This is a genomic window from Flavobacterium reichenbachii (genome assembly GCF_002217435.1).
In the GTDB taxonomy this organism is placed as follows: Bacteria; Bacteroidota; Bacteroidia; order Flavobacteriales; family Flavobacteriaceae; genus Flavobacterium; species Flavobacterium reichenbachii.
Genome location: NZ_MUHF01000007.1, coordinates 307,543 through 332,721 on the forward strand (window position 1 = coordinate 307,543; position 25,179 = coordinate 332,721).

Below are 25,179 nucleotides of genomic sequence, written 5' to 3' on the forward strand. Positions count from 1 at the left end.
CTTAGTTAATTTTGATTATTACTCCGTTTTTATCAGTGGTTAGCTGACCTTTTGTTTTTTTTCCGTTTAAAACTTCTTTTCCATTAATTTTGATAGAAACTTCGTTTACGCTGTCTTTTTCAATATGAGTTTCTTCATTTTCATTATAGTAATTTTCATCATCTTCGTCTGCCGGGCAGTTTAAACAAATGATTTTAGAACCTTTTACTTTGTAGTTATAGTCACCGCTAAAGTGCAGATTGAAAAAATCATTTTCAGAATCATCGTAATCCTGTACAGAAGAATCTGGTTTAAATAATTGTCCCTCTGGCAGGTACAAATATACATCAACTTCCTGACCTCTAAATTTGTTTTTTACATCTGTTAGAAAATAATTATCTAATACTAAATGATTTCCGTTGATTTGAACTTTATACTCAATCTTTTCTGCTCTTTTTTTAGCACTCGAAAAAGAATTTCCTCTTGCACTTTTCTCAATTTGTATGTATGGAGCAGACTGATCTGTTTGCAGAACATGTAAGCGTACATCATTAGAATAAATCAATTGATTGTTGGCAGAATCCTGAACAAACTCAAACTCTCTATGGTGATTTAGATCTTTTGCATAATAGTCATTATATCTAAATTTTACGTAAAGCGTATCTTTTGTCGTAATGTTTATTGCTTTTTTCTCAACCGTTTTATTATCATAAGAAATCTCAGTTGCTTGTTTTATTCCGATACTGATTGCAATTGCTACAGCAATAATCCAGATCGCTAATAAAGTATATTTTGTGATATTTCCGATTGATTTTAAGTTTGGAGACAATAATTTGAAACCCAAAAGTGTCATAAAGAAAAACGGAATTCCAACAGCAAACAACATTAATAATCCAAAAGACCAGATTGGATATTCTGTAAAGTTTCCGGCTTCAACGAAGTTCTGCCAAGGAAAATCTATAAAAATATTAGTTCCTAAAGTAAAAACTCCAATTAAAAGCATCACTAAAATGCTCAATCCAGACATAATTAAAACGATTCCTAAAAACTTAGCAAACACTTTAAACATCGTCATGACAAAGTCTCCAAATGAACTACTTATTCTCTCAGCTCCCGACTTTACATGATTTCCCATTGCATCATAATCTGCATTTTTAAATTTCTCAGACAAGGATTCAATTTCTTCACGAACCTTTTTTTCGATATTAGAAATTGTTACTGGCTCTCCGGTCATTTCTAGTTTTTCTGATGTTGTAACAGCTTCCGGAGTTACAATCCAAAGAACGAAATAAGCTAAAATACCAGTTCCAAAACCTGCAAAAACAAATATTAAGAACAATATTTTTATCCACACAGCATCAATTCCAAAATAATGTCCAAGACCTGTTGCTACACCTCCAATCATACCTTTCTCTTTGTCTCGGTATAATTTTTTGTGTTTTCTGTTTGTGTAATCTTTATCAAAAGACTGATTTGGTCTTTCTTCGTCTTCAAGGATATAATCTTCTGGCTGACCCATTACTACAATCACCTCATCAACATCTTTCAATCCCACAACATGTTTGTCGCTTTTTTGTTTTTCTGTTAATAATTCGGAAACACGCATTTCGATATCTTTAATGATTTCATCTTGTCCAGACGAATTGTTAAGTGATCGTTTTATAGCGTCAAAATAGCGCGTTAGTTTTAAATATGCATCTTCATCGATGTGAAAAGACATACCTCCTAAGTTAATATTTACTGTTTTGTTCATGACTGATTAGTTTTGATTGGTGATTAGTTTAACAGCGTCAGACAATTCTGTCCAGGTTCCGTTAAGTTCGTTTAAAAATGTTTTTCCTATTTCGGTTAGTCCATAATATTTTCTTGGCGGCCCTGAGGTCGATTCTTCCCAGCGATAATTTAGGAGACCGTCGTTTTTCAACCTAGTTAAAAGCGGATAAACTGTTCCCTCAACAACTAGTAATTTGGCGTTTTTTAAAGTGTCTAATATTTCTGATGTGTAGGCATCCTGCTCTTTTAATACAGATAAGATGCAAAACTCAAGAACACCTTTGCGCATCTGTGCTTTTGTGTTTTCAATGTTCATAATTTCATTTTGTTTTTTTTTGATTGAACAATTCGTTTTTTGATTGATGATGATTGATTGATGATTGATCGTTTTTTTAGGAGCTATTTCCTGCTATCCGTTTCAATCTTTTGTGCTCCCGATAGCTATCGGGACCGGCACAAAAGGATTTCCACTTCTATCAGGGCTAGAACATCCCTTTGTCTATAACTTTTAATTCTAGCAGCTTACTTTATAAAAGGAATCGTCATCGGATATTTGTATAATTCTCCGTTTGATGTTTTTATAGAAGCGTAAATCACTAAAAAGAATTCAACAATTTTTAATATTCCAAAAAGAAAAACCGCTGTTAGACCTACACTTATTAAACCAATATTTCCTCTAAAATCAAAATTTCTGATGATGAAATCTTCATCGTTAAAAACAGCTTCCATCGGAATGTTTTGTAAAACCACAGCGATAAAAATCGGAATTGCGATTAATGCTAAAATTAAAGTGTAAAGCAATAAGCTCAATTGAAAATTTAACGTTTGTTTTCCGTTATGATTTACAAATTCTGATTTGTCTTTGTAACTCGTCCAGATTAATATCGGGAAAATATAATTCCCAAACGGAATAAAATATTGAGTCAAAGTACTTAAGTGTGTGAACGTTGCAGTGTTCTTTTCTGACGTTGTTTCCATGATGAGTGGTGTTGTTGTTTCCATGATGAGTGGTGTTGTTGTTTCCATGATTAAAAGTATATAGTAATTTCTTATGCAAATATATATCTAAAAGACAGTATCTTGTTTTGCATAGTACCAAAAGTTAACATAAATTTAACAAATATAAAATAATAATAAACCTTAAAACAGACTCAAAATCAATCGTAATAGCTGATTTTATTGACGGTTTCTGAAACTATCTTAAATTTATTGTGCGTGCATAGTTTTTTTGTATTTTTACATAAAAAAATAGATTTATGGCTGTTTCTGTATCCAAACTCAATCAATTTGTATTATTCAAATTACCTTCTGCATACATTTGCGGAGTTCGCGTAAAAGCAATCGACAAAGACAGTTGCACTGTGAGTGTAAAACACCGCTGGATCAATCAGAATCCTTTTAATTCGATGTATTTTGCAGTTCAGGCAATGGCAGCCGAATTGACGACAGGAGCTTTGGTAATTTCGCAGATACAAGAAAGCGGTAAGAAAATCTCAATGCTTGTGGCCAACAATAAAGGTAACTTTACTAAGAAAGCCACCGGCAGAATTACTTTTGTATGTAAAGACGGCCATTTAATAGCAGATGCCATTCAGCAAACCATTGCAACAGGCGAAGGACAGACTTTTTGGATGAAGTCTATTGGAACTGACGAAAAAGGTGTTCAGGTTTCAGAGATGGATTTTGAATGGAGCGTTAGACTAAAATAGTTTTAAAATCAAATATATATTATGAAATGACCGGTTCTAAACTGGTCATTTTTTTGTATTAATTTTATGTAAAATATTGTAAATCAATATTTTTATCGTTGTTTTTCTTCTTCTGGAACTTTTCTTTCGTAAATTTATTCAATATTACAGAGCCAGCATACCCACAAATCACTTAGATTCATTCCGTCTTCATCTGGCAATACTATTTTTATATCAGATTAATTATTATTTGTAAGAATTATATTAAAATAAATATATTTGCCGGATAATTAATAAAGCTGTTGAAAGTGTAAAAAGTATCATTTTTACAGTTCTTCCTTTAAATATTCACCTGGAAAATAAGAATATATGGATGGTAAAAAACAAATATTTCAGACTACGACAAAAAAACGCTGGAAAACTTTTCAATGGTCAAGCCGACTGCTTTTATTTGTTTTTGTTTTAATGATTCCTATTTTTTTTATTACACTAAAAAGAGGTTTAAAACCCGCATTACCACTTTTAGCCAATAGTTCCCGAACAGGCCATAGTTTAGATAATCCGATAATTCCAAAAGGTTTAAGTACAGAAGAGTTAAAAAAGTTTCAAGGATTTGATTTCTATTTACGGGCAAAAAAGAAAGTACAGAATCTTGAGAAACAGCCTGTGGTTTCTAAAACTGCTGCTCAGATCCGGGCTGCTTTTTATGTCGATTGGGATCCCCAAAGTTTATTTTCATTGCAAAAGAATATTGATAAACTTAATGTGGTAGTTCCAGAGTGGTTTTTTATAGATCCTAAAACAGATTTACTTCGAACAGAAATAGATACTGCAGCCTTAAAAGTAATGAGAAGAGGAAAAGTAAAAATACTTCCGCTAATCAACAATATCAATGAATCTTTGGGAGAAGGCGAGTTTGACGGTGATTTGATTCATCGTATTCTTCACGATAAAAATAAAAAAGAAAGATTAATTAATGATATTGTAAAAACATTAAAACAATATAATTTACAGGGAATAAATATTGATTTTGAGGAATTTAAAGAAAACAGCGACGAACCCATAATTGCTTTTCAGAAGGAACTTTACGGAAAATTACATCCGCTTAGTTATCTTGTTACTCAGGATATTATGGCGGGCGATGATGATTTTAATGTAAAAGCATTATCAAAATATAATGATTATATGTTTTTAATGGCGTATGATGAACATTATGCCGGCAGTATTCCGGGAGATATCAGCAGCCAAAAATGGATTGAGAGAATTGTAGATAAAACCGCAAAAGAAATTCCGTCAGAAAAAATTATACTTTGTTTTGCAGGTTATGGTTACGACTGGCAGGAAAAAGAAGAGGGAGAAACGGTTACCTACGACCAGGCAATTGCCATTGCAAAGCAGTATAATGCTGTTATAAAATTTAATAATACCAGTTACAATAATTCTTTTACGTATAAAGACAGTAATGGTAAAAAACACGAAGTAGATTTTGAAGATGCTGCTACAAACTTTAATACAATCCGTTTTAGTGACGAATATGGGTTAGGAGGAACAGCCTTATGGCGTTTAGGAAGCGAAGATCAGCGTTTATGGAGTTTTTATCAGCGAAGTTTATCAGACGAAAGTCTTAAGAATAAACCTTTCGATTTTAAAGTATTGAAAAGCGTTAATACACGAATCGAGAGTCCCGCTTATATTGGAGACGGCGAAATTTTGAATGTAATTGCCGACCCGGCTCCAGGAAAAATAGATCTGGAAATCGATAATGATGAAAATATTATTACAGAGCAAAAGTATGTAGAACTGCCAACCAAATATGTGATCAGTAAATTTGGAAACGTGCACAAGCAAGTCATTTTAACTTTTGATGACGGGCCAGATCCCACATACACACCACAGGTTTTAGATATTTTGAAAAAAGAAAAAATACCAGCAGTATTTTTTGTAATTGGTATTCAGGGCGAAAGTAATATTCCGTTACTGCAAAGAATTTACAAGGAAGGCCACGAAATTGGCAATCATACTTTTACGCATCCTAATATTGCTTTGGTAAGTCCGGAGAGAGCTTCGGCAGAAATGGAAACCACCAGATTATTGATAGAAGCCGTGACCGGAAAAAGTACAGTTCTCTTTAGAGCACCCTACAATGCAGACGCTGAACCAACAACTGAAGCCGAATTAAAACCAATCGCATTAAGTAAATTACAGAATTATTACACGGTTGGAGAAAGTATTGACCCAAATGATTGGGAAAAAGGCGTGAGTGCCGACAGTATTTACAGCAGAACAATAAAACAGTATGAGGCAAATCCTGACAAAGGAATTATTTTACTGCACGATGCAGGCGGAAACAGACAGGCGACAGTTGAAGCTTTGCCTCGAATAATTAAATATTTTAAAGACAGAAATATTGAGTTTACAACAGTTTCTCATTTGCTGGGAAAAACAAAAGAAGAAATTATGCCCGAAGCAAAAGGGCAGTTTGTAACACTCGACAATATTATTTTTGATTTTTGGTACTGGTTTGGACACTTTATTACAGCCACATTCTGGGTGGCTATATTTCTTGGTTTTCTACGTATTGCATTAATGGCGATTATGGCATTTATCAAAAGATGGCGTGATTATAAAAATCCTCCAGTTTATAAAACAATAAAAGAAAATCCTAAAGTGAGTATTATTGTTCCTGCTTATAACGAAGAGATAAATGCAGTAAAAACGATCGAAAATCTGCTTTGTCAGGACTATCCGGATTTTGACATTGTTTTTGTTGATGATGGTTCTAAAGACCAAACTTATGCAATGATTAGTAATGCTTTTAAAGATAATCTCAAAGTAAAATTCTATACGAAACCCAATGGAGGCAAGGCGTCAGCTTTAAATTACGGAATTGCACTGACACAAAATGATTATGTAATTTGTATTGATGCCGATACCCAGCTTAAAACCGATGCTGTTACGCAATTAATGAAAGGTTTTACAATACAATTAAAGGACCATCAGGAAATTGGAGCCATTGCAGGAAATGTAAAAGTAGGAAACGAGAACACAATGCTCACCAAATGGCAAAGTATAGAATATACAACAGCGCAGAATTTTGACCGGAGAGCTTTTGATTTAATTAACGGAATTACAGTAGTTCCCGGAGCAATTGGCGCATTTAAAAAAGAAGCCATAGAAAAAGCAGGAGGTTTTACAACCGATACGCTCGCTGAAGACTGTGATCTGACCATTCGAATTTTAAGAAACAACTACCGAATAGTAAATTGTATTGAAGCAGTTGCAATTACAGAAGCTCCGGAAAGTTTAAATGAATTTATGAAACAGCGTTTTCGCTGGAGTTACGGAATCATGCAGGCATTCTGGAAAAATCGGGACGCATGCTTTAATCCAAGATATAAAGGATTAGGAATGGTCGCCTTACCTAATGTCCTGATTTTTCAGATTGTATTGCCTATTTTTGCGCCACTTGCAGATTTAGTGCTTATTTTAAGTTTAATATGGAATCATAATGATCCCGATAGTCTTCATAAAATCGTAATTTATTATATTGTTTTTATGCTTGTCGATATGCTGGTAAGCGTGATTGCATTTATTTTTGAAAAAGAAAAACTAACCAAATTGATATGGTTAATTCCGCAGCGGTTTGTATACCGTCAATTAATGTATGTGATTTTGTTCAGAGCTTTAAGACGAGCTATAAAAGGTGAAAGTCAAAGTTGGGGAGTGCTTACAAGAACAGGAAATGTAGGGACGGTTCGATAATTTGCACTAAAAATAAAAAAAGCCTCAAGAAATTGAGGCTCATATACTAAAATGTTATGCTTTAGCACAGCATGATTTTTTATCTTTCACTGGCAGGTCTTTGTCACAGGTTTTATCCTCTGTTTTACATTTTTCAACGTCAGCTTTACAGATTGTTTTTGCGGGAGTTGATTTAGCATCTTGCGTCTGAATGCCAATGGAAAAAAGCGCAATCGTAAGAATAGTAATTACTTTAGTCATCTTTTATTTTTTTGAATTATTTCTGGGTTTGGTTTGATGGATCAAATGTAACAGGATTTGATCTTCGTAAGAATAGGTTTATTGTTAATGTTTTTGTAAAATTATTTATGTTATAAATTGTTATTCAATACATTAAAATCCACGAGCTGTTTTTCGTTCTTTATATTTACCATTTTCTATAACCCAAACGACTTCATAACCTCCTGCACCATCACTATTACTGGAACAGATATAAAGAATGTCTTCTTTTTTATTGTAATTTATTTGTGTAGAAAAAAAGTTAGGTTCAAATAAATCGTCAAAAGCACTTGCAGGAACTTCAATAGTTTTGTCTCCCATAACAACCGTTATTGATTTATATGCTATTTTTGGAGTATTCCCATCTGCTCCCCAAATTTCCTTTCCGTTGATTTTTTGTATATAAGATTTGTCTTTTGAATATGTAATTTTTGCAGTTTTTGGATCAAATTTTTTGCTTTCAGTAACAATATTAAAATTGTCTTTCTTAAAAGTAACTTTCGCTGCAGTTTCTTTACTTAAAGGAATCTTTGTAAATTCTGATAGAAATTTAATTCTGTCTTTGTACACATAACCGCCAAGGTCTTTATTGTTTTTTGTGTAATCTATGCCAATCCAGTTGTCCTCTGGCTGGAAACCATAGACTAGAAAACCGTTGTCTAATTTATCTGAAATATTATTGCCTTTTCTGGCTTCACTTCTAATGTTTGCAAATCCGTCGTTGTCGTTTATAATTGCAAACTGAGCAAATAAATTACCGCTGTATAACAGTATTAAATAACATAAAATTAATCTCATTTGTTTAGTTTTTTACGATTATAATGTCTTCTTATTAAGTATTGAATTAAAATTATCAGCAGTATAATTATCGCGATAAAAATTTCAAAAAATATTAATCCAAGCAATGGCATGCCGCAGTGAATTTCTCCATTTGCTCCTGATCGCATTTTATAAGACAGTAATTTTAATGCTGTAAAAGAAAATATAAATTGGGAAAAAAGACTGATTGAACAAACTGTAGTAAAGCTTAATTTTATTCTATCATTGATGGATTTCCATCCAAATAGAATTTGAAAAATCAGCGGTAAGGTAAATAATAGAATAAAAATGATTTGGTACATAATTTTAATTTAAAACGACTTTTTGACGCACAATTGCCTTCAAAATTAATGCCGCTATGCAATCCACGCTTCTTCAAATTTATCAACTACCCATTTACTTTTTATTTTTTTAATATAAATACGATAGCCATAGTTGCACATATTACCACAGTTAATTGCTGCCGTAAGCACACCGTATCTTTTCTCAGAATCAAACTGGATTCTGCTGAGAATAAAAATGCCACGTATAGAATAACAGCATTCATTATATAATTTCCTTTCATTTTCTTTGGGTATTTTGAGTACATATTTAAGATGAAAGGCTTTGTATGCATCCAGTTTTTTTCTGTCAAATTTGTATTCCAGCGTGTCAGAAGAGCTATTTCCAGAAACCTCAGCATCTCTAAAATGATCTTGAAGTTCTTTAGAATTGTCAATCGCAACTGCTTTATCCAATATAATAAGATCTACTGGAAACTGTTTTATTTTAAATTCTGCCAACTCTGCATTAAATCGTTTGTTAGATTCCTTTATCTGGTTTAATTTATATTCTGAAGAATCCATGCCAGTTGGCGGAGGCGGTACATAACGGCGTCTGGCATTGACCCAAAGCGTATCCATAAGAGCAGGATAAACTTCATACATGGCATTTTTTTCAAATTCTAATGCTGTAGTTTTATTCTCGCAGCTTACAATCAGACTTACAAACAATAAGACAATTGAAAATTTGAAGAGTTTTTTTAATCCAGAGAAACCCCAGATATTAGTGCTGTTTTTAATCTCATTTGGAGTATGATTATAAACTCCAGTTCCATCGTCGTATTGTTTTGGTATACAGTTAAAGGATTCTATAAAAACAATAAGTCCATTTATGCCTCCATATGGATACGAATAAGGATCGTATGTAAGGATTGCCGTTGTGCTTGAAGTTTTTTCTAAATCAATATATGCTGCTTCATATTGAAGAGAGAGTAATTCAATTAAAGAATAAAAATGCCAGGTAGACTTTGTTTCTTTTGCCGTTTCAAAGTTTGGTCTTACATCTGCTTTAAAAAAACTAAATTTTTCAAGAGCATATTTCGGAAATTGATCTAACCAAAAACTCTCTTCTTGTATAATTGAATTGTTTTTAGAAATTTTTATTGCTTCAAAAGCTTTTTTTAAATCCTCGAACTGTTTTGAATCTAAAAATTCAAATTCTATATAACAATAATTATTTTCCATTTGCTGTAAACTTTAAATCCTAATTTAATAAATCGTCATTCATTTTGATGTTTACTGCAGTTTTCCACAAAAAACCTTCCTGATTATTCAGCAGCAATTTTGTTATTGACTTTTGCGATTTAAAAATGATTTTATTGTCATTATTTTCAATCTCAATTCTTTTTATAGATTCGGCAACGTCCTTTATTTGTTGATCATTCCAGACGCCTATTCCAAAATAAATGCCATCTTCATTTTCTTCGGTTTCAAGTGGTTTTAAATTAAAAACGATCGAATCTCCCTGTTGGATTTTACTTAAACGTTCATATTTTGTTTTTGGGTCTATAGTGAGTTTTACCTTTACACTGCTCTTCCCATTATTTGTAAAGTTGAGATTTTGAGCAGGATCACAGCTGGTAAAAAGCATTCCTGAAGCAAAGAGAAGTACAAAATATATTTTTCTCATATTTATTAACCCGTGGGTGCAATTATTTTCAACACATAGAAACATAGTTTTTTTGAAGATTAAAAAAGGTGTTTCACTAATCTAAATGCACATAGTTTATCTCTGTGTGGAAACTCGTTTCTTTTGATCTTTTTTGAACACAATCCTTTCCAGTTTCGAAGTTTCATTATCAGGACTATATTTCTATGTGTTAAAGCATATTTTTTATTTTATCCAACGGATCATATATTACCAATATATAAGGTTAGATTATTTAGGAAACTAAGATATAATTTAATTGTTACTAAAATCTATTTTTTTTGATCTGCTTAATTATGAAATTAATAATTCAGATTTACTCCAAACCCAATTCCCATATCGCTGTCATAATGTGTTGTAATTCCAAAATTTCTGCCGGCAATATATTTTAAACCAGCCATATATTCTTTATCGGTATTCCACATTAAATTCATTCGTAAACGTCTTGACAGCGGAATATCTTTTCGTTCAAATTGCAGGCGCACATTTCCATCGGTGTAAACTTCAACTTGGGCTTTTATGAGCATTGGTAAAGTATATTCTAGACCAGCGCTAAAAACAGATCGATTGTCTTTGGTATTGCTTTGTCCAAAAATATTTTGTTCCTGTTCGTCCATTCCCATTTTTCGGTATCGCCAGTCGAAACCAATAAAAGGCATCAGCCATTGATTTTTGCCAATGTATCGTCCAATATGCGTTTCGGTTTCATAACCATGTTTTTCATTATAACCCAATCTCCATTCAGTTCCAATGCTCCATCTTGTGTTGCTGTACATTGCTTCACCGTCATTACCGTTGCTCGCAAAATCATTTTCGGCCATAAAATGAAACATACGATCATCCATTTTTAACATTTTATAAGCCATTTCCGGATGATGAATTAACGGATTTGGAGCTGAATTTTCGTAACTGAAAATACGTCCCATTCCCGCCATCATATGATATAAAATATGACAGTGAAAAAACCAGTCGCCGTCTGCATTCGCCTGAAATTCTATAGTATCCGTCTCCATCGGCATAATATCAATTACATTTTTCAATGGTGAATAATCTCCGTGTTCGTTTAGAATTCTAAAATCATGTCCGTGTAAATGCATTGGATGGCGCATCATCGAACCGTTGTATAAAACAATTCGAATGTTTTCGCCTTTTTTTATTAAAATCTTATCAGTTTCAGAAACTACTTTGTTGTCCAAACTCCAAACATAACGATTCATATTTCCTGATAACTCAAATCGAAGTTCTTTTACTGGTGCCTCTTTTGGAAGATTGGTTTTAAACGGAGACTTTAACATTCCGTAATTCAGAGTCACAATTTCTGCTGTTTCAGTACTGTCACTTTCCATTTTCATTTCTTCCATAGTATGGTTAGAATGATCCATTGGTTTTAAATTTTCATCTTCGCCAGAAATTTCAGGATACATTACAGCATTCATGTCCATTTTATTCAAAGACATCTTCATGCCCATATCGTTCATTTCGCCGTTCATTTTCATCATGTCGTTCATCATTTTCATGCCTTCAAAATATTTTAGTTTTGAAAGATGAGCGACAGGTTGTTTTTCGCCATTTCCTAAAAATAAAGATGCAGATCCGGTTCTGTCTTCGGCTGTTGCCAAAAAAGCAAAAGATTTGTTGTTTTCCGGAATTGTAACCACAACATCATAAGTTTCAGAAACCGCAATAATCAGACGATCTACTTCTACAGGTTCGACATCATTACCATCGCTGGCTACAATAGTTATTTTGCCACCGCCATAAGTCAGCCAGAAATAACTTGAAGCGCCTCCGTTTGCAATTCGCAATCGAACTTTTGAACCAGGCTTAAATTCTGAAAACTGTTGTTCGTTTTTACCATTAATCAGGAATTTTTCATAATAAACATCACTTACGTCCATAGCATTCATTCGCTTCCATTCATTCTTTACTTTGGTCGAAAAATGTTTTTGCTTTAGTGCTTCAGAATAGCTTTGCGTTGTACCTTTTTTTATGGCAAACCAATCATTGGCATTGTGCAGCATTCGCTGAATATTCTCTGGTTTCAAATCCGACCATTCACTTAAAATAACCGGAATTGTTGGCAAATCATCAATGCCTTTTCTGATAGCCGCATCGTCTTTTTTCTTATTGATAATAAAAAGTCCGTATAAACCAATTTGTTCCTGCAGACCAGAATGGCTGTGGTACCAATACGTTCCGTTTTGAATAATCGGAAATGAATATTTGTGTGTAGTTCCGGGTTCAATCGGCATTTGGGTTAAATAAGGAACTCCGTCTTCTTTATTAGGCAGAAACAATCCGTGCCAGTGCATCGAAGTGCTTTCTTTTTTCAATTCGTTATGTACGTAGATTTCTGCAATGTCACCTTCTGTAAAAGTTAAAGTTGGCATCGGTATTTGGCCATTAACCGAAATTGCTCGTTTTTCTTTGCCCGAAAAATTGACAATCGTATCACGAACATACAAATCGTAACGAACTGTTTTTTGAGCTTTTAGCTGTAAAGCAATTAAAAAGAAAAGGATAATGTATTTGATTTTCATAATGATTACAGTTTTAAATTTCTCAGTCGAAGCGCGTTTATAATTACAGAAACCGAACTCAGACTCATTGCAGCAGCGGCGAGCATTGGCGAAAGCAAAATTCCAAAAATCGGAAATAAAATTCCTGCTGCAATAGGAACCCCTAAAGTATTATAAATAAAAGCAAAAAATAAGTTTTGTTTGATGTTAGACATTACGGCATGACTCAGTTTTTTTGCTTTTACGATTCCGTTCAAATCACCTTTAACCAAAGTTATACCAGCACTTTCGATCGCAGCATCTGTTCCGGTTCCCATCGCAATTCCAATATTGGACTGGGCCAAAGCAGGTGCATCGTTGATTCCGTCACCAGCCATCGCAACAATTTTTCCTTCGGCTTGCAAACGTTCAATCTCTTTTAATTTATCTTCGGGAAGACAATCTGCCTTAAAAGAACTTAGATGCAAAAGGTCTGCGACTGCTTTTGCCGTATTGTTGTTATCACCAGTCAGCATGATAACCTCAATTCCCTGATCAATTAATTCTTGTATGGCTTTTGCACTGTTTTCTTTTATGGCATCAGTAATAGCGACGTAACCTAAAATCGTTTCATCAATAGAAATATAAGAAATTGTTTTTCCTGAATTTTGCTCAGCAATAACTTGACTTTCGAGATTTTCAGAAATAAAAACACCTATTTCGGTCATTAATTTTTTATTTCCCAACGCAATTTTTTTATTTTCAATAGTACCTAAAACACCTTTTCCGGCAATTGTTTCAAAACCCTGAACTTCTTTGAATGCAGTATTTTTTGCTTTCGCGAAATTGACTACTGCCTGCGCCAAAGGATGTTCGCTGTGACGATTTAAAGAAACAATGTTTTGAAGCAGAAAATCTTCATCATTGTTAATCGAGTAGATTTTTTCTACAGATGGTTTTCCTTCTGTAATAGTTCCTGTTTTATCGGTTATTAAAACATCAATTTTATTCATGTTTTCCAGTGCTTCGGCATTTTTTATCAAGATTCCATGCTGTGCGCCTTTTCCAACTCCAACCATTACAGACATTGGCGTGGCGAGCCCAAGCGCGCACGGACAAGCAATAATTAAAACTGCAATCGCATTAATTAATCCGTAGATATAAGAAGGTTCAGGACCAAATTTTGCCCAAATAAAAAAAGTTGCTATTGAAATAAAAACCACTGTAGGAACAAAATATTTAGCAGCACGATCGGCCAATTTCTGAATCGGAGCGCGAGATCTTCCGGCATCATTTACCATTTGAATAATTTGTGACAGCATCGTTTCAGAACCTACTTTTTCTGCTATCATAACAAACGATTTTGTGCCGTTTATAGTTCCGGAAATAACAGAATCTCCAGTTTTTTTATCTGCAGGAATTGGTTCTCCGGTAATCATAGATTCATCAATACTGCTTTCTCCGGATGTTATTTTTCCGTCGACCGGAATTTTTTCTCCGGGTTTAACACGTATCAAATCTCCCTTTTTAATGTTATGAATAGAAATTACGATATCATTTCCGTTTTCGACCAATGTCGCTTCGGTCGGTGCTAACTTCAATAATTCTTTTATGGCACCGTTGGTTTGTCCGTGCGCTTTGGCTTCCAGTAATTGTCCCAGTAAAACTAAAGTTATAATTACGGTTGAAGCTTCAAAATAAAGATGAATGGTTCCGTGATGCGATTTGAATTCAGCCGGAAAAATATCGGGAAAAAACAAGCCGGCAATACTAAATAAGAAAGCAACGCTTGTTCCGATTCCGATCAAGGTAAACATATTGAGATTCCATGTAACAATCGATTTCCAGGCACGAACGAAAAATATCCATCCTGCGTAAAATAAAACCGGAAGCGAGAATAAAAATTGAACCCAATTCCACTTTTCAAGAGACATGATATTATAAAGCGGGTTATTAGGAACCATTTCTGACATTGAAATAATAAATATGGGAAGTGTAAACAAGATCGCAATTTTCATTTTTCTCCATAAATCAGAATAGGATTTGTTTTCTTCATTTTCAGAAGCCTGTATCGGAACTAAATCCATTCCGCAAACTGGGCAGTCTCCTGATTCATTTGAAATGATTTCAGGATGCATCGGGCAAGTAAATTGTGCTGCAGTTATCGCGATTTGCGGCACTAAATCCATTCCGCAAACTGGGCAGTCTCCGGGTTTATTATACGTTTTGTCGCCTTCGCAATGCATTGGACAGTAATAAATTCCATTTGCACTGTGCTGGTAGACTTTTTTATCTTCTTTTTTATGATGATCGTGATTTTCCTTTTTGTCTCCAGAACAACAAGATTTAACTGCTGTTTCAGAATGATTTTTAGGAGAATCCATTTCGATAGTATAATTTCCTGCTGCAGTTAAAACTTCCTGAAATTTTTCTGTTGGCACATGTTTATCCATCACAATTTTGGCAATTGGCGGATCCAGAGTTACTTCTGCCTGAATTCTTTCAATTTCATTCAAAGTTTTTTCTACTTTGCTTCGGCATCCGTTACACGACATTCCTGAAATTATATATTGATGAGTCATTGTTTTTGTTTTTAGTGTATTACAATGCAAATTTCCGAAGTAAGGATGGTTTCGGTTTGTAGAATTATGAGAATGATTTGTAATATTTACTAATTTTTTTTAACCGCAAAGAGCGCAAAGTTTTTGTTCAGTCGAGATCTTTAAAAGTTTGTAAAGCTTTTTGTGAATAATTCTGCGAACTATATTTAAACATAGCCCAAGGTTTCAACCTTGGGGGCGTATTGTGATAAATCCTTGGCGAATTAATTTCAATTTTTTTCGGATCAATTGTTGCGTTCTAATCTTTGCGTTCCAATGGTTGAAACCATTGGCTATGTTTTATTCTGTTTGTGAATTTTGTTCGTAAAAAAGTTAGCCACAGATTAAAAAGGTTAACACAGATTATAAAAATCCTTATTAATCCTTTATCATCTGTGGCTGGAAAACTTTGCTTCCGATAGCTATCGGGATTGCGTAAATCTTTGTGCCTTTACGGTTTTAAAAAAAACTACAAATTCTCGAGCTGAATACGTTTTTTATCTTTAGATTGTTTGAACGAAGTAGGAGTAAAACCGGTAATTTTTTTAAATTGATTACTTAAATGAGCGACATTGCTGTAGTTTAAAATATCAGCAATTTCGCTTAACGAAAACTCATTATAAACCAATAATTCCTTTACTTTTTCGATTTTCTGGCTGATAAAATATTTTTCGATTGTAGTATTTTCAACTTCAGAAAATAAATTACTCAACGCATTATAATCCTGATTGAGATCTTCTGCCAGATAATCGGATAAATTGATTTTGAGATCATTGTTTTTGTGATGAACCAAATCGATAATCAAAGTTTTTATTCTCTCGACAGTTTTACTTTTTTTATCATCAATTAAATCAAAACCCAAAAACTGAAGGTTTTTAAGCAATGCTTCTTTTTGATTTTCTGTTATCTTTTCCTGTAGTTCGACTTCTCCCAATTCTACAGTAATAGTCTGAAGTCCGAGTTTTTCCAACTCAGACTTCACTACCATTTTGCATCGGCCGCACACCATATTTTTGATGTAAAGCTTCATAATTATTTGATCGTTTCTACAACATTACCGCAAGTAAGCATAGAAGAACCGTAATATGGGTTTTTAACTGCTTTTTCTTTGCTTAACCAATCAGCATCTGCCATTGGGCAATATTGTTTGTAAATTGGCTGGTCTGGATTTGAAACTTTTATAAGATCGTAAGTGCTTTTAGATAATGATTTAAAAGTTTCGCGTTGTTTTTTAAGATCTGTTGTCGATGAAATGTTTTTTGCATCGGCAGTCAGCTTTTTTACTACTTTCATCCAAACAGTATGCTCGTTACTTTTTAACTTGTCCATTTTAACCGCTGTAATTGCAATCAGTAAATCTTTGGCTTTTGCCGAAGTTAATTTGCTGTCACTTTTTATAAGTGCATCTTTTACTGTAAAATAGGCGTCGTAAACGGTTTGCAGCTGACTTGCATCTACGATTTCATTTATTCCAGATTCTGATTTTACTGTGTTCGCCTGAATAGTATTTGCAGTAAATAATAATGTAATTACTGTTGCCAGAGCTATAATTGATTTTTTCATTTTGAAGTTATTTTGATAAAGGTTTTATATTCCTTTTAGATTAAATTAAAAAGTTTTCGTTTAAAAAAAGACCCAATATGGGCTGTCAGAAATGCGGTAATTATATTTTTGGCTTAAGCCAGATTGTAGTAAATCCAGAAGAAATGTTCGATTCACTATAATACGAAATAGTGTTTTTTAAAGAGAAATTGAATGCATCAGTTTGTAAATCAAAATTGTTTGAAGTTAAAATACTGCATTGCAATGTTGAAGTGCTGCAGCCAGAATGTCGGCATTTGCCATCACAATTGTGTTTGTCTTCTTTTGATTTTTTCTTTTCGCAGCATTTTTTAGAACAGCTGTTTTCTTGTTTTGCAGTGATTTCTTTGTTGTGTCCAGTAGTGCATGCATGATTATAACTCGGAATCAAAACGAAACTAAGCGTGATAAAAAGCAGGATTATGTGGGTATTTTTCAACAACGAAATTGTTTTTAAGAATACAAATTTAACTAAAAAATCTTCGGAAATTCATTTTTTAAGATTTCGATAACTATAGCTTTTTAAAATCTGTTGGTTTCATTTTTTTACGTTTTTTGAAATAATTCGACAAATGACTTTCATCGGTAAAACCAAATTCGTAGGCAATCTGTTTAATTGGAAGCTGATTATTATGAAATCTTTTTTCGATCAAAGTGATTCTTAAATTATTGATATAATGTCTATAACTAATGCTGAAGGTTCTTTTGAAGTAAGCGCTAAAATAGGTTTGGGCAATATTAAAATGAGCAGCAATTACCTTGATCTGAACTAGTTTTGGCTGGTAGATATTTTGATGAATATAAGACGTAATCTGCTCGTTGTCTATAGAATTTCCTTTTACAACGAGGTTCATGCCGCGCATTGTTTCTTTTATTAACCCAAAAAGAGATAGAATTTGATAAAATACAATTGGCGAATTAGAAACATCGGTTTTACAATTGTAAGCAGCAATATTATCAATAGTGTTTTTTAATATGGTTTTGCAGGGATCATCTAGTTTTAAAACGGTTTCTTTTAGTGTTTTGTCCCGCATAAAACTTTCTGGAGTGTGAACTAAAAATTCGTCGCAAGTAAGATTTTGTTTTGAATTAAAATAATTGTCGGTAAACTTTATATAGAAAAAACGGGTGCTTTTTTTAATGTCAAAATAATGCTCGTCATCTGGCGAAATTACAAATAGATCACCTGATTTGTAAGGTAGTAAATTGTTGTTTAAATGATGAATGCCGCTTCCTTTTTTTATATAAATGATTTCGTAATACGTGTGCGTATGTGGTGCCAGATGGAATTTTTCCTCCTCAAATTCGTCAATTACAAGCGTTTTAAATTGATTTAATATTGTCATAACTTAAATGTACAAGTTTATGTCGCAAATATACAATTAATTTTTTGCAGAGCCGACTTAAATTTGCATCATAGAAAGTCTATTCCTTTCTTGTAAAATAAAATGAAAAAAAGTCTTATTGCGCTCTCTTTAGGAGGTTTAACTATCGGAATTACCGAATTTGTTATGATGGGATTGCTTCCTGATATTGCTTCAGATATGAAAGTTACCATTCCGGTTGCGGGATATTTAATTTCAGCTTACGCACTTGGAGTTGTTATCGGAGCACCTTTATTAGTGATTATCGGGAGAAATTATGCTCCTAAAAAAATGCTTCTTATTTTAGCTTTGATGCTTACTGTTTTTAATGCACTTTCAATTATTGCGCCCAATTATAATTTTTTATTTGCTTCACGATTCTTTTCAGGATTGCCTCATGGTGCTTTTTTTGGAGTAGGAGCAGTAGTAGCAAGTCGTCTGGCCGACAAAGGAAAAGAGGCTCAGGCGATCGCAATAATGTTCTCCGGATTAACTTTGGCTAACTTAATTGGGGTGCCAATTGGAACTTATATAGGACATCATTTTATATGGCGTTATACTTTTATACTTATTGCTATAGTTGGCTTGCTTACTTTTTTGTTTATCTATTTATGGATGCCGGATTTAGAGAAAAACCAAAATGTAAACATGAAAACACAATTGCAGTTTTTTAAGAAGGTAGATGCCTGGCTTATCATCGGAATCACGGCTGTTGGTTTCGGAGGACTGTTTGCATGGATCAGTTACATCGCACCTTTGCTTATAAATGTCTCCGGGTTTTCTCCAGAAGATGTATCGTATATCTTGATTCTTGCGGGTTTCGGAATGGTAGTAGGGAACTTTTTAGGAGGCAAACTAGCCGATAAATTTTCGCCCGCACCCACAACATTGGCTTTACTTTTTATAATGTCTGTTGACTTAATATTGGTTTACTTTTTCTCGTTCAATCAATACGCTTCTTTATTTCTGACTTTTTTAACTGGTGCTATTTCTTTCTCTGTAATTGCACCCATACAAATGCTGATGATAAGAACTGCCAAAGACGCAGAGATGATTGCTTCTGCATCACTTCAGGGAAGTTTTAATATCGGAAACGCTTTAGGAGCTTTCCTTGGCGGATTACCTTTAGCAGCAGGATATGATTTTTCATCGCCAAATCTTATTGGTGTAGGTATGTCTGTAATAGGAATGATTATAACTCTTGTTTTGATACGAAAACATAAAACTGATTTACAACTCCAGAGTATTTAAAAACATAAAACACTTTTTTGAAAGCCCTTAATTAATTTTAAGGGCTTTTTTTTGTTGTTTATATTCTCAAAACGGTTTCTTTTTGGCGTAAGTCAGAAAATACATTTTAAAAAACCAGTTGTTTTTCCGTAGTTTTTTGCTATTCCCTTTCCGTATTTTATTTTTTAAGTGTAAAAATAACACCTGTTAATTTGCTAATTTACGTTAGTGTAATCGATTGTTTTTTTTGCAATAATCTAAACATATACGCGATTAATAAAAATATATTTAATATTATTCTACCTATAAATTTATGTATATCATAGAAAAAATCGATATAATTTTTGATATATAATTTTTTTTATGAATTTTTTATGAATTTTTATTTTTCATTTAAAAAAAATATCTATGTTTGTGTAATCGATTACAACATTTTATTTACAGCAAATTTTAATCATTATTTATGAATTAAAAGTTGGTTAAGAATTTCAGAATGACTCTTCAGAACCGATTCTGTTTTTTGATCAAGATGTAATCATTATATAAGCCACAAAAAACCACTAAAACAAAAAACTAATTAGTAACTTAAACAATCAACCATGAACTTTAATGATTTATTAAACAAAGGAGCAAACCACTGCTTCAGACTTGTTTTCTTATTGTGCTTACTGATCAGCAGTCAGGTCAAGGCGCAGAACGTAACCGTAGAGGGGACCGTAAGAGATGCTGCAGGGCTTTCTCTGCCGGGTGTTAATGTACTGGAAAAAGGGACGAAGAATGGAACTTCTACAGATTTTGATGGACATTATAAATTAAAACTTACCAATCCGAAAGCCGTTTTGAGCTTTTCTTTTATTGGATTTAAAACTTCAGATGTTGCAGCAAGCGGAAAAACTAAAATTGACGTTTCGCTGGCAGAAGATGCAAACAACTTAAATGAAGTTGTTGTTGTTGGATATGGAGTAACAAAAAAATCTGATTTGACAGGTGCAGTTTCTACTATATCTGGAAATGATATGAGAAAAATACCAGTTCCAAACGTGGCAGAAGCCTTAACAGGACGTATTGCCGGAGTTCAGGTTTCGTCTTCAGAAGGTTCTCCAGACTCAGAAATTAAAATTAGAATTCGCGGCGGCGGATCATTAACACAAGACAGTTCGCCGTTGTATATCGTTGATGGATTTCCGGTAAACAGTATCAATGATATTTCATCGTCAGATATTGAGTCGATGACAATCCTAAAAGACGCTTCTTCTACCGCAATTTACGGTTCAAGAGGTGCTTATGGAGTTATTATTATCACAACAAAAAAAGGTAAAGACGGTAAAATAGCGGTTAACTACAATATGTTTTACGGAATGAAAAATCTGGTAAAAGATATTGATGTGCTGGCACCAGATGATTATGTGAAATGGCAGTATGAATATGCCTTGCTTAAAGATCAAACAGATTTAAACTCATACGAAAAATATTTTGGGTCTTGGCAGGATGCTGACATGTACAAAGGCATGAAAGGCAATAATTGGCAAAAACAGATTTTTGGACGTACAGGCGAAACGCAAAGCCGTGATTTATCGGTTAGAGGTGGATCTGATAAGATTAATTTCAGTTTTAACTATGCTCATTATGATGAAAAAGCGATCATGCGTGATTCAGACTTTAAAAGAAATAACTTATCACTTTCTTTAAACAGTAAAGCTTCAGACAAAGTTGATTTATCATTTACTGTTCGTTATTCTGATACACAAGTTAATGGAGGAGGTTTAAATGAACAAAATGAAGTTTCTTCTGCAGATTCCAGATTAAAACACAGTGTTGGATATGCGCCATTTCCAGTATCTGGTTTAACAACAGATGATACAGACGAGGCTGTTGGAGGTTACTTGGTAAATCCTTTTGTGGCACTTGCAGATACAGATCGTCAGCAGCTGCGTAAAAATTTCAATATGCTTGGAAGCTTTTCATGGAAAGTTACAGATAAATTGGTTTTTAAATCAGAATTTGGATTGGATAATCTTAATTATACAGATTACCGTTTCTTCGGACGTTCTACTTATTATGTGGCTAACGTTCCTGCAGCGGCACTTCAAGGGAAACCTTCATTGTTAATGGGAGATAGAAAAGATGTGCGTTTTAGAAATGCAAACACTTTAAATTACGATTTCAAAAAATCACTTGGTGACAATCACAGTTTAAGAATTCTTTTAGGAGAAGAAAGTTTAAATTATAAAAGAAATGATGTAATGTCTGCAATTCAGGGCTTCCCTAAATTCTTTGATTTTGAGCAGGCTCAAAAATTAACATCACAAGGAACTCCGCAATCAGTAAATAATTTTTACTATCCAGATGATAAACTGCTTTCTTTCTTCGGACGTGTAAATTATGATATAAAAGACCGTTACCTTTTTACGGCAACTTATCGTGCAGATGGTTCTAGTAAATTCTTGGGAGATAATCGCTGGGGATTTTTCCCATCGGCAGCTGCAGGTTGGAAAATATCAGAAGAAAGTTTCTTAAAACAGGTATCTTGGATCACCTTGCTTAAATTGAGAGCAAGTTATGGTGAAGCGGGAAATAACAATATTCCGACAGGTCAGACTGTTCAGAGCTTCCTGGCTTTAAATTCTGCATGGATAAACGGATTTAATAATTATTGGTCAGCTTCTAAAGTAATGGCTAACCCAGACCTAAAATGGGAAACAACCACAACACAAAACTTTGGTTTGGATTTCGATTTATTCAAAAGCCGCGTAACTGGATCTGTAGAATTGTATAAAAATTTAACCAGTGATTTGTTAATTAACTTTCCGGTTCCTGGATCTGGATACGAAACGCAGTACAGAAACTTAGGAGAGAATCAAAATTCTGGTGTAGAAGCAACTTTAAATTTGGTCTTAATAGAAAAACCAAAATATGGTTTGAGTTTGTCACTTAATGCTGGATTTAATAAAAACCGCATTAACTCACTTGGAATAATGGATGATTTTGGACAAGCCAGCGGATGGGCATCTACTGCGATTGGAGTTGATTATCTTGTAAATGTGGGGCGTGCAATTGGTACAATGTACGGTTACAAAAGCGACGGACGTTACGAAGTTTCGGACTTTGATTATAACGGAACAAATTATACTTTGAAAACCGGAGTTGCAAATGCTTCTACTGTTGTTGGAACGGTACAGCCTGGTTCTATGAAATTGAAAGATATTGATGGTGACGGATTAGTAAACGGAAAAGATCTTACGATAATTGGAGATGCAAATCCGAAATGTGTAGGAGGTTTTATTTTGAATGGTAATGCTTATGGTTTTGATCTTTCTGCAGCTTTCAACTATAGTATTGGTAATGATGTATACAACGCAAATAAAATTGAGTTTACAACATCAAATCCAAACGGACAATATAGAAATTTAAGTTCTGAAATGGCCGATGGAAAAAGATGGACCAATCTTGATCCTGCTACAGGGCAATTGGTAAAAGATCCTGCAGCTTTAACAGCGCTAAATGCTAACACAACAATGTGGTCTCCATACATGCCTCGCTATGTTTTTAGTGACTGGGCAGTAGAAGATGCTTCTTTCTTGAGACTTAATACCTTGACTTTAGGTTATACTTCTCCAAATTCTCTTGTTTCTGCATTGGGAATCTCTAAGTTGAGATTTTACCTTACAGCAAGTAATGTTTTCGTTATTACGAAATATTCTGGTCCTGATCCAGAAGTTTCGACTAGAAGAAACACACCTCTTACTCCAGGTGTAGATTACTCAGCTTATCCTCGCAGCAGACAATTTGTTTTTGGATTAAACCTTAATTTTTAATTACAATAAAACTTTCACAAGATGAAACATAAAATATTAATAGCAGGATTTGCCATAGCAAGCCTTTTTACTTCCTGCTCAGACGATTATTTAGAAGCTCCTGCAAAGTCATCAATAGATGAAGCACTAATTTTTTCTACTGCCGAACTTGCACAAGGCGCTGTAGACGGAATTAAAATTCCGTTTGCCGAAACCAACTCTTACCGTGGTCGTTTTCTTCCTTTTTATGGATTAAATACTGATGTTGAATGGTATAATTCTTCACAGACTGTAAGTGACGCTTCAGATTTATGTACGTACGATGCAAAGTCGATAAATTCTCAGATGAATACAGATACCAATGCCTGGGCAATGATGTTTTCTGGTATTGAACGTGCTAATGTTTGTATCCGCGGTATTCGTAAATATGGAAATCCAACGCCAGGAACGCAGTTAGGATATTTACTTGGAGAAGCATTAACATTGAGAGCTATTTATTATGCTGATTTAGTAAAAGCCTGGGGAGATGTGCCAGCTCGTTTTGTACCTATCGACGGTACTACACTTTATATTCCTAAATCGAGCAGAGATGTAATTTACAAACAGCTTATCGCAGATTTAGGCGAAGCTTCTACATTGGTTCCGTGGCCAAATGAAACTACGGCCACAAGCAGTGTAGAGAGAATTAATAAAGCATTTGTAAAAGGTTTTCGCGCTCGTTTAGCAATGGCTGCCAGCGGATTTCAGCAATATCCTGACGGAATTAGAAGAAGTACAGATCCAGAACTTTCTGTTGCCAATATGTACGCACTGGCGCTGCAGGAATCTCGTTCTGTGATCTCAAGCGGTACAGCACATTTAGAATCTTCGTTTGAAACCTTCTGGAGAAAATACAATCAAGAGTATTTAGGAGCTGGAGGAGAGTCGTTATGGGAAATTCCATTTGCTGAAGGAAGAGGACGTATGCTGTTTACATTTGCAGTACGCCACACTACTAACGATCAATTTCATGCCAACGGAGCAAACCGTGGAGGATCTGCAGGACCGCTTCCTTTTGTTTTTTATGATTACGATCAGGCCGATACCCGAAGAGATGTAACTTGTGTTCCTTATAAATATGGTACAGCAGTAAATAATATTGCAAAACAAGAACTTGGAGCTTTGAATACGTGGTATTTTGGAAAATACCGCTACGAATGGATGACGCGTTTTGTAACTTCTACTAATGATGATGGAGTAAATAAAATATACATGCGTTATGCGGAAGTTCTTTTAATTGCCGCTGAAGCAGCAAATGAATTGGAAGGTCCGGCTGCAGCTGCGCCTTATTTAAAAGAAATTAGGAACAGAGCATTTACTGCTGCGAATCGTGCCGTAAAAGTTGAAAATTACGTTAATACATTAGCAACCAAAGAAGCGATGTTTAATGCTCTTGTAGAAGAAAATAAATTTGAATTTACAGGAGAAATGGAGCGTAAGCAAGCACTTATCCGCTGGAATTTGCTGAAAACAAAATTAGATGCGGCCAAAGTAAAAATGACAAACTTGTCACAGCGTTCAGGAGAATATGCAGATGTTCCGGCTACATTATATTACAAATACAAAGCTGATAATGTAAGTTTAGATATTTATGGTTTGAATAGAGGAGAAAATGCAGTTCCTGCTGGATATACATCATTTGCGTGGACATGGACAGGAGCAGCAACAGACACGAAGATAAATACGTTGTACAAGCCGGGAGTAAATCCGGATCAAAGACAGTTCTGGCCAATCTGGCAGGTATTTATAGATGGAAGCAACGGACAGCTTAAGAATGATTACGGCTACTAACAGTAAAAAATACTAATAAATTATAAGTTATTATG

General features: G+C 34.1%; 18 protein-coding genes. 5 read left to right on the forward strand and 13 right to left on the reverse strand.

The genetic code is table 11. The annotated features are described in order from the left end of the window. Position 1: 1 nt before the first annotated feature. The 3 genes from B0A68_RS08260 to B0A68_RS08270 all read right to left on the reverse strand — a co-directional run bounded on the left by B0A68_RS08260 (position 2) and on the right by B0A68_RS08270 (position 2,730). Positions 2–1,732, reverse strand: coding sequence for a PspC domain-containing protein (locus B0A68_RS08260; RefSeq protein ID WP_035682142.1), 1,731 nt, complete (start codon positions 1,730–1,732; stop codon positions 2–4). A gap of 6 nt (positions 1,733–1,738) precedes the next feature. Next, positions 1,739–2,068, reverse strand: coding sequence for a PadR family transcriptional regulator (locus tag B0A68_RS08265; protein ID WP_035682139.1), 330 nt, complete (start codon positions 2,066–2,068; stop codon positions 1,739–1,741). A gap of 206 nt (positions 2,069–2,274) precedes the next feature. Next, a complete protein-coding gene (locus B0A68_RS08270; RefSeq protein ID WP_035687827.1) occupies positions 2,275–2,730 on the reverse strand; it encodes a DUF4870 domain-containing protein in 456 nt (151 codons plus the stop codon). A 278-nt stretch (positions 2,731–3,008) separates the two neighbouring features. Between B0A68_RS08270 and B0A68_RS08275 the strand changes: the two genes are divergently transcribed. Together B0A68_RS08275 and B0A68_RS08280 are read left to right on the forward strand one after the other, a co-directional pair. Beyond that, positions 3,009–3,461, forward strand: a complete 453-nt coding sequence (locus B0A68_RS08275) for a DUF4442 domain-containing protein (RefSeq protein ID WP_035682137.1) — start codon at positions 3,009–3,011, stop codon at positions 3,459–3,461. 348 nt (positions 3,462–3,809) lie between these two features. Continuing rightward, complete coding sequence (locus B0A68_RS08280; RefSeq protein ID WP_035682135.1) at positions 3,810–7,202, forward strand: polysaccharide deacetylase family protein; 3,393 nt, start codon at positions 3,810–3,812, stop codon at positions 7,200–7,202. Between the two features lie 54 nt (positions 7,203–7,256). Here the strand turns inward: B0A68_RS08280 and B0A68_RS08285 are convergent, their stop codons facing one another. The 10 genes from B0A68_RS08285 to B0A68_RS08335 form a co-directional block, all read right to left on the reverse strand. Next, positions 7,257–7,442 (reverse strand): hypothetical protein, encoded by a 186-nt coding sequence (locus B0A68_RS08285; protein WP_035682133.1) that lies wholly within the window; start codon positions 7,440–7,442, stop codon positions 7,257–7,259. 132 nt (positions 7,443–7,574) lie between these two features. Continuing rightward, positions 7,575–8,258 (reverse strand): hypothetical protein, encoded by a 684-nt coding sequence (locus B0A68_RS08290; protein WP_051892456.1) that lies wholly within the window; start codon positions 8,256–8,258, stop codon positions 7,575–7,577. Positions 8,259–8,635: 377 nt separating this feature from the next. Continuing rightward, positions 8,636–9,784 (reverse strand): hypothetical protein, encoded by a 1,149-nt coding sequence (locus tag B0A68_RS08300; RefSeq protein ID WP_035682127.1) that lies wholly within the window; start codon positions 9,782–9,784, stop codon positions 8,636–8,638. Between the two features lie 19 nt (positions 9,785–9,803). Further along, on the reverse strand, positions 9,804–10,229 hold the full coding sequence (locus B0A68_RS08305) for a hypothetical protein (RefSeq protein WP_035682124.1): 426 nt from the start codon (positions 10,227–10,229) through the stop codon (positions 9,804–9,806). A gap of 320 nt (positions 10,230–10,549) precedes the next feature. Beyond that, the gene (locus tag B0A68_RS08310; protein WP_035682123.1) at positions 10,550–12,787 is read right to left on the reverse strand and encodes a multicopper oxidase family protein; all 2,238 of its coding nucleotides are present in this window, start codon (positions 12,785–12,787) and stop codon (positions 10,550–10,552) included. Between the two features lie 5 nt (positions 12,788–12,792). Next, the gene (locus B0A68_RS08315) at positions 12,793–15,327 is read right to left on the reverse strand and encodes a heavy metal translocating P-type ATPase (RefSeq protein ID WP_035682122.1); all 2,535 of its coding nucleotides are present in this window, start codon (positions 15,325–15,327) and stop codon (positions 12,793–12,795) included. Between the two features lie 487 nt (positions 15,328–15,814). Further along, entirely contained in the window at positions 15,815–16,375 is a 561-nt protein-coding gene (locus tag B0A68_RS08320) for a helix-turn-helix domain-containing protein (RefSeq protein WP_035682120.1), read from the reverse strand. A 2-nt stretch (positions 16,376–16,377) separates the two neighbouring features. After that, positions 16,378–16,908: a DUF3347 domain-containing protein gene (locus B0A68_RS08325; RefSeq protein ID WP_035682118.1), complete on the reverse strand. Its 531-nt coding sequence runs from the start codon at positions 16,906–16,908 to the stop codon at positions 16,378–16,380. Positions 16,909–17,008: 100 nt separating this feature from the next. Then, the gene (locus tag B0A68_RS08330; RefSeq protein WP_240475229.1) at positions 17,009–17,365 is read right to left on the reverse strand and encodes a hypothetical protein; all 357 of its coding nucleotides are present in this window, start codon (positions 17,363–17,365) and stop codon (positions 17,009–17,011) included. A 73-nt stretch (positions 17,366–17,438) separates the two neighbouring features. Then, positions 17,439–18,272, reverse strand: coding sequence for an AraC family transcriptional regulator (locus tag B0A68_RS08335; RefSeq protein WP_035682115.1), 834 nt, complete (start codon positions 18,270–18,272; stop codon positions 17,439–17,441). Between the two features lie 102 nt (positions 18,273–18,374). Between B0A68_RS08335 and B0A68_RS08340 the strand changes: the two genes are divergently transcribed. The 3 genes from B0A68_RS08340 to B0A68_RS08350 all read left to right on the forward strand — a co-directional run bounded on the left by B0A68_RS08340 (position 18,375) and on the right by B0A68_RS08350 (position 25,144). Next, complete coding sequence (locus B0A68_RS08340) at positions 18,375–19,541, forward strand: MFS transporter (RefSeq protein ID WP_035682113.1); 1,167 nt, start codon at positions 18,375–18,377, stop codon at positions 19,539–19,541. Positions 19,542–20,119: 578 nt separating this feature from the next. Then, on the forward strand, positions 20,120–23,335 hold the full coding sequence (locus B0A68_RS08345) for a SusC/RagA family TonB-linked outer membrane protein (protein WP_035682112.1): 3,216 nt from the start codon (positions 20,120–20,122) through the stop codon (positions 23,333–23,335). Positions 23,336–23,356: 21 nt separating this feature from the next. Further along, positions 23,357–25,144, forward strand: coding sequence for a RagB/SusD family nutrient uptake outer membrane protein (locus B0A68_RS08350; RefSeq protein WP_035682111.1), 1,788 nt, complete (start codon positions 23,357–23,359; stop codon positions 25,142–25,144). Positions 25,145–25,179 lie beyond the last annotated feature (35 nt).

Bases quoted from the DNA above. Each gene is read 5' to 3' on its own strand.
- B0A68_RS08340 (WP_035682113.1), top strand. From the start codon at position 18,375: ATGAAAAAAAGTCTTATTGCGCTCTCTTTAGGAGGTTTAACTATCGGA.
- B0A68_RS08315 (WP_035682122.1), bottom strand. From the start codon at position 15,327: ATGACTCATCAATATATAATTTCAGGAATGTCGTGTAACGGATGCCGA.
- B0A68_RS08285 (WP_035682133.1), bottom strand. From the start codon at position 7,442: ATGACTAAAGTAATTACTATTCTTACGATTGCGCTTTTTTCCATTGGC.
- B0A68_RS08300 (WP_035682127.1), bottom strand. From the start codon at position 9,784: ATGGAAAATAATTATTGTTATATAGAATTTGAATTTTTAGATTCAAAA.
- B0A68_RS08325 (WP_035682118.1), bottom strand. From the start codon at position 16,908: ATGAAAAAATCAATTATAGCTCTGGCAACAGTAATTACATTATTATTT.
- B0A68_RS08310 (WP_035682123.1), bottom strand. From the start codon at position 12,787: ATGAAAATCAAATACATTATCCTTTTCTTTTTAATTGCTTTACAGCTA.
- B0A68_RS08290 (WP_051892456.1), bottom strand. From the start codon at position 8,258: ATGAGATTAATTTTATGTTATTTAATACTGTTATACAGCGGTAATTTA.
- B0A68_RS08305 (WP_035682124.1), bottom strand. From the start codon at position 10,229: ATGAGAAAAATATATTTTGTACTTCTCTTTGCTTCAGGAATGCTTTTT.
- B0A68_RS08345 (WP_035682112.1), top strand. From the start codon at position 20,120: ATGAACTTTAATGATTTATTAAACAAAGGAGCAAACCACTGCTTCAGA.
- B0A68_RS08320 (WP_035682120.1), bottom strand. From the start codon at position 16,375: ATGAAGCTTTACATCAAAAATATGGTGTGCGGCCGATGCAAAATGGTA.
- B0A68_RS08260 (WP_035682142.1), bottom strand. From the start codon at position 1,732: ATGAACAAAACAGTAAATATTAACTTAGGAGGTATGTCTTTTCACATC.
- B0A68_RS08350 (WP_035682111.1), top strand. From the start codon at position 23,357: ATGAAACATAAAATATTAATAGCAGGATTTGCCATAGCAAGCCTTTTT.
- B0A68_RS08335 (WP_035682115.1), bottom strand. From the start codon at position 18,272: ATGACAATATTAAATCAATTTAAAACGCTTGTAATTGACGAATTTGAG.
- B0A68_RS08280 (WP_035682135.1), top strand. From the start codon at position 3,810: ATGGATGGTAAAAAACAAATATTTCAGACTACGACAAAAAAACGCTGG.
- B0A68_RS08270 (WP_035687827.1), bottom strand. From the start codon at position 2,730: ATGGAAACAACGTCAGAAAAGAACACTGCAACGTTCACACACTTAAGT.
- B0A68_RS08265 (WP_035682139.1), bottom strand. From the start codon at position 2,068: ATGAACATTGAAAACACAAAAGCACAGATGCGCAAAGGTGTTCTTGAG.
- B0A68_RS08275 (WP_035682137.1), top strand. From the start codon at position 3,009: ATGGCTGTTTCTGTATCCAAACTCAATCAATTTGTATTATTCAAATTA.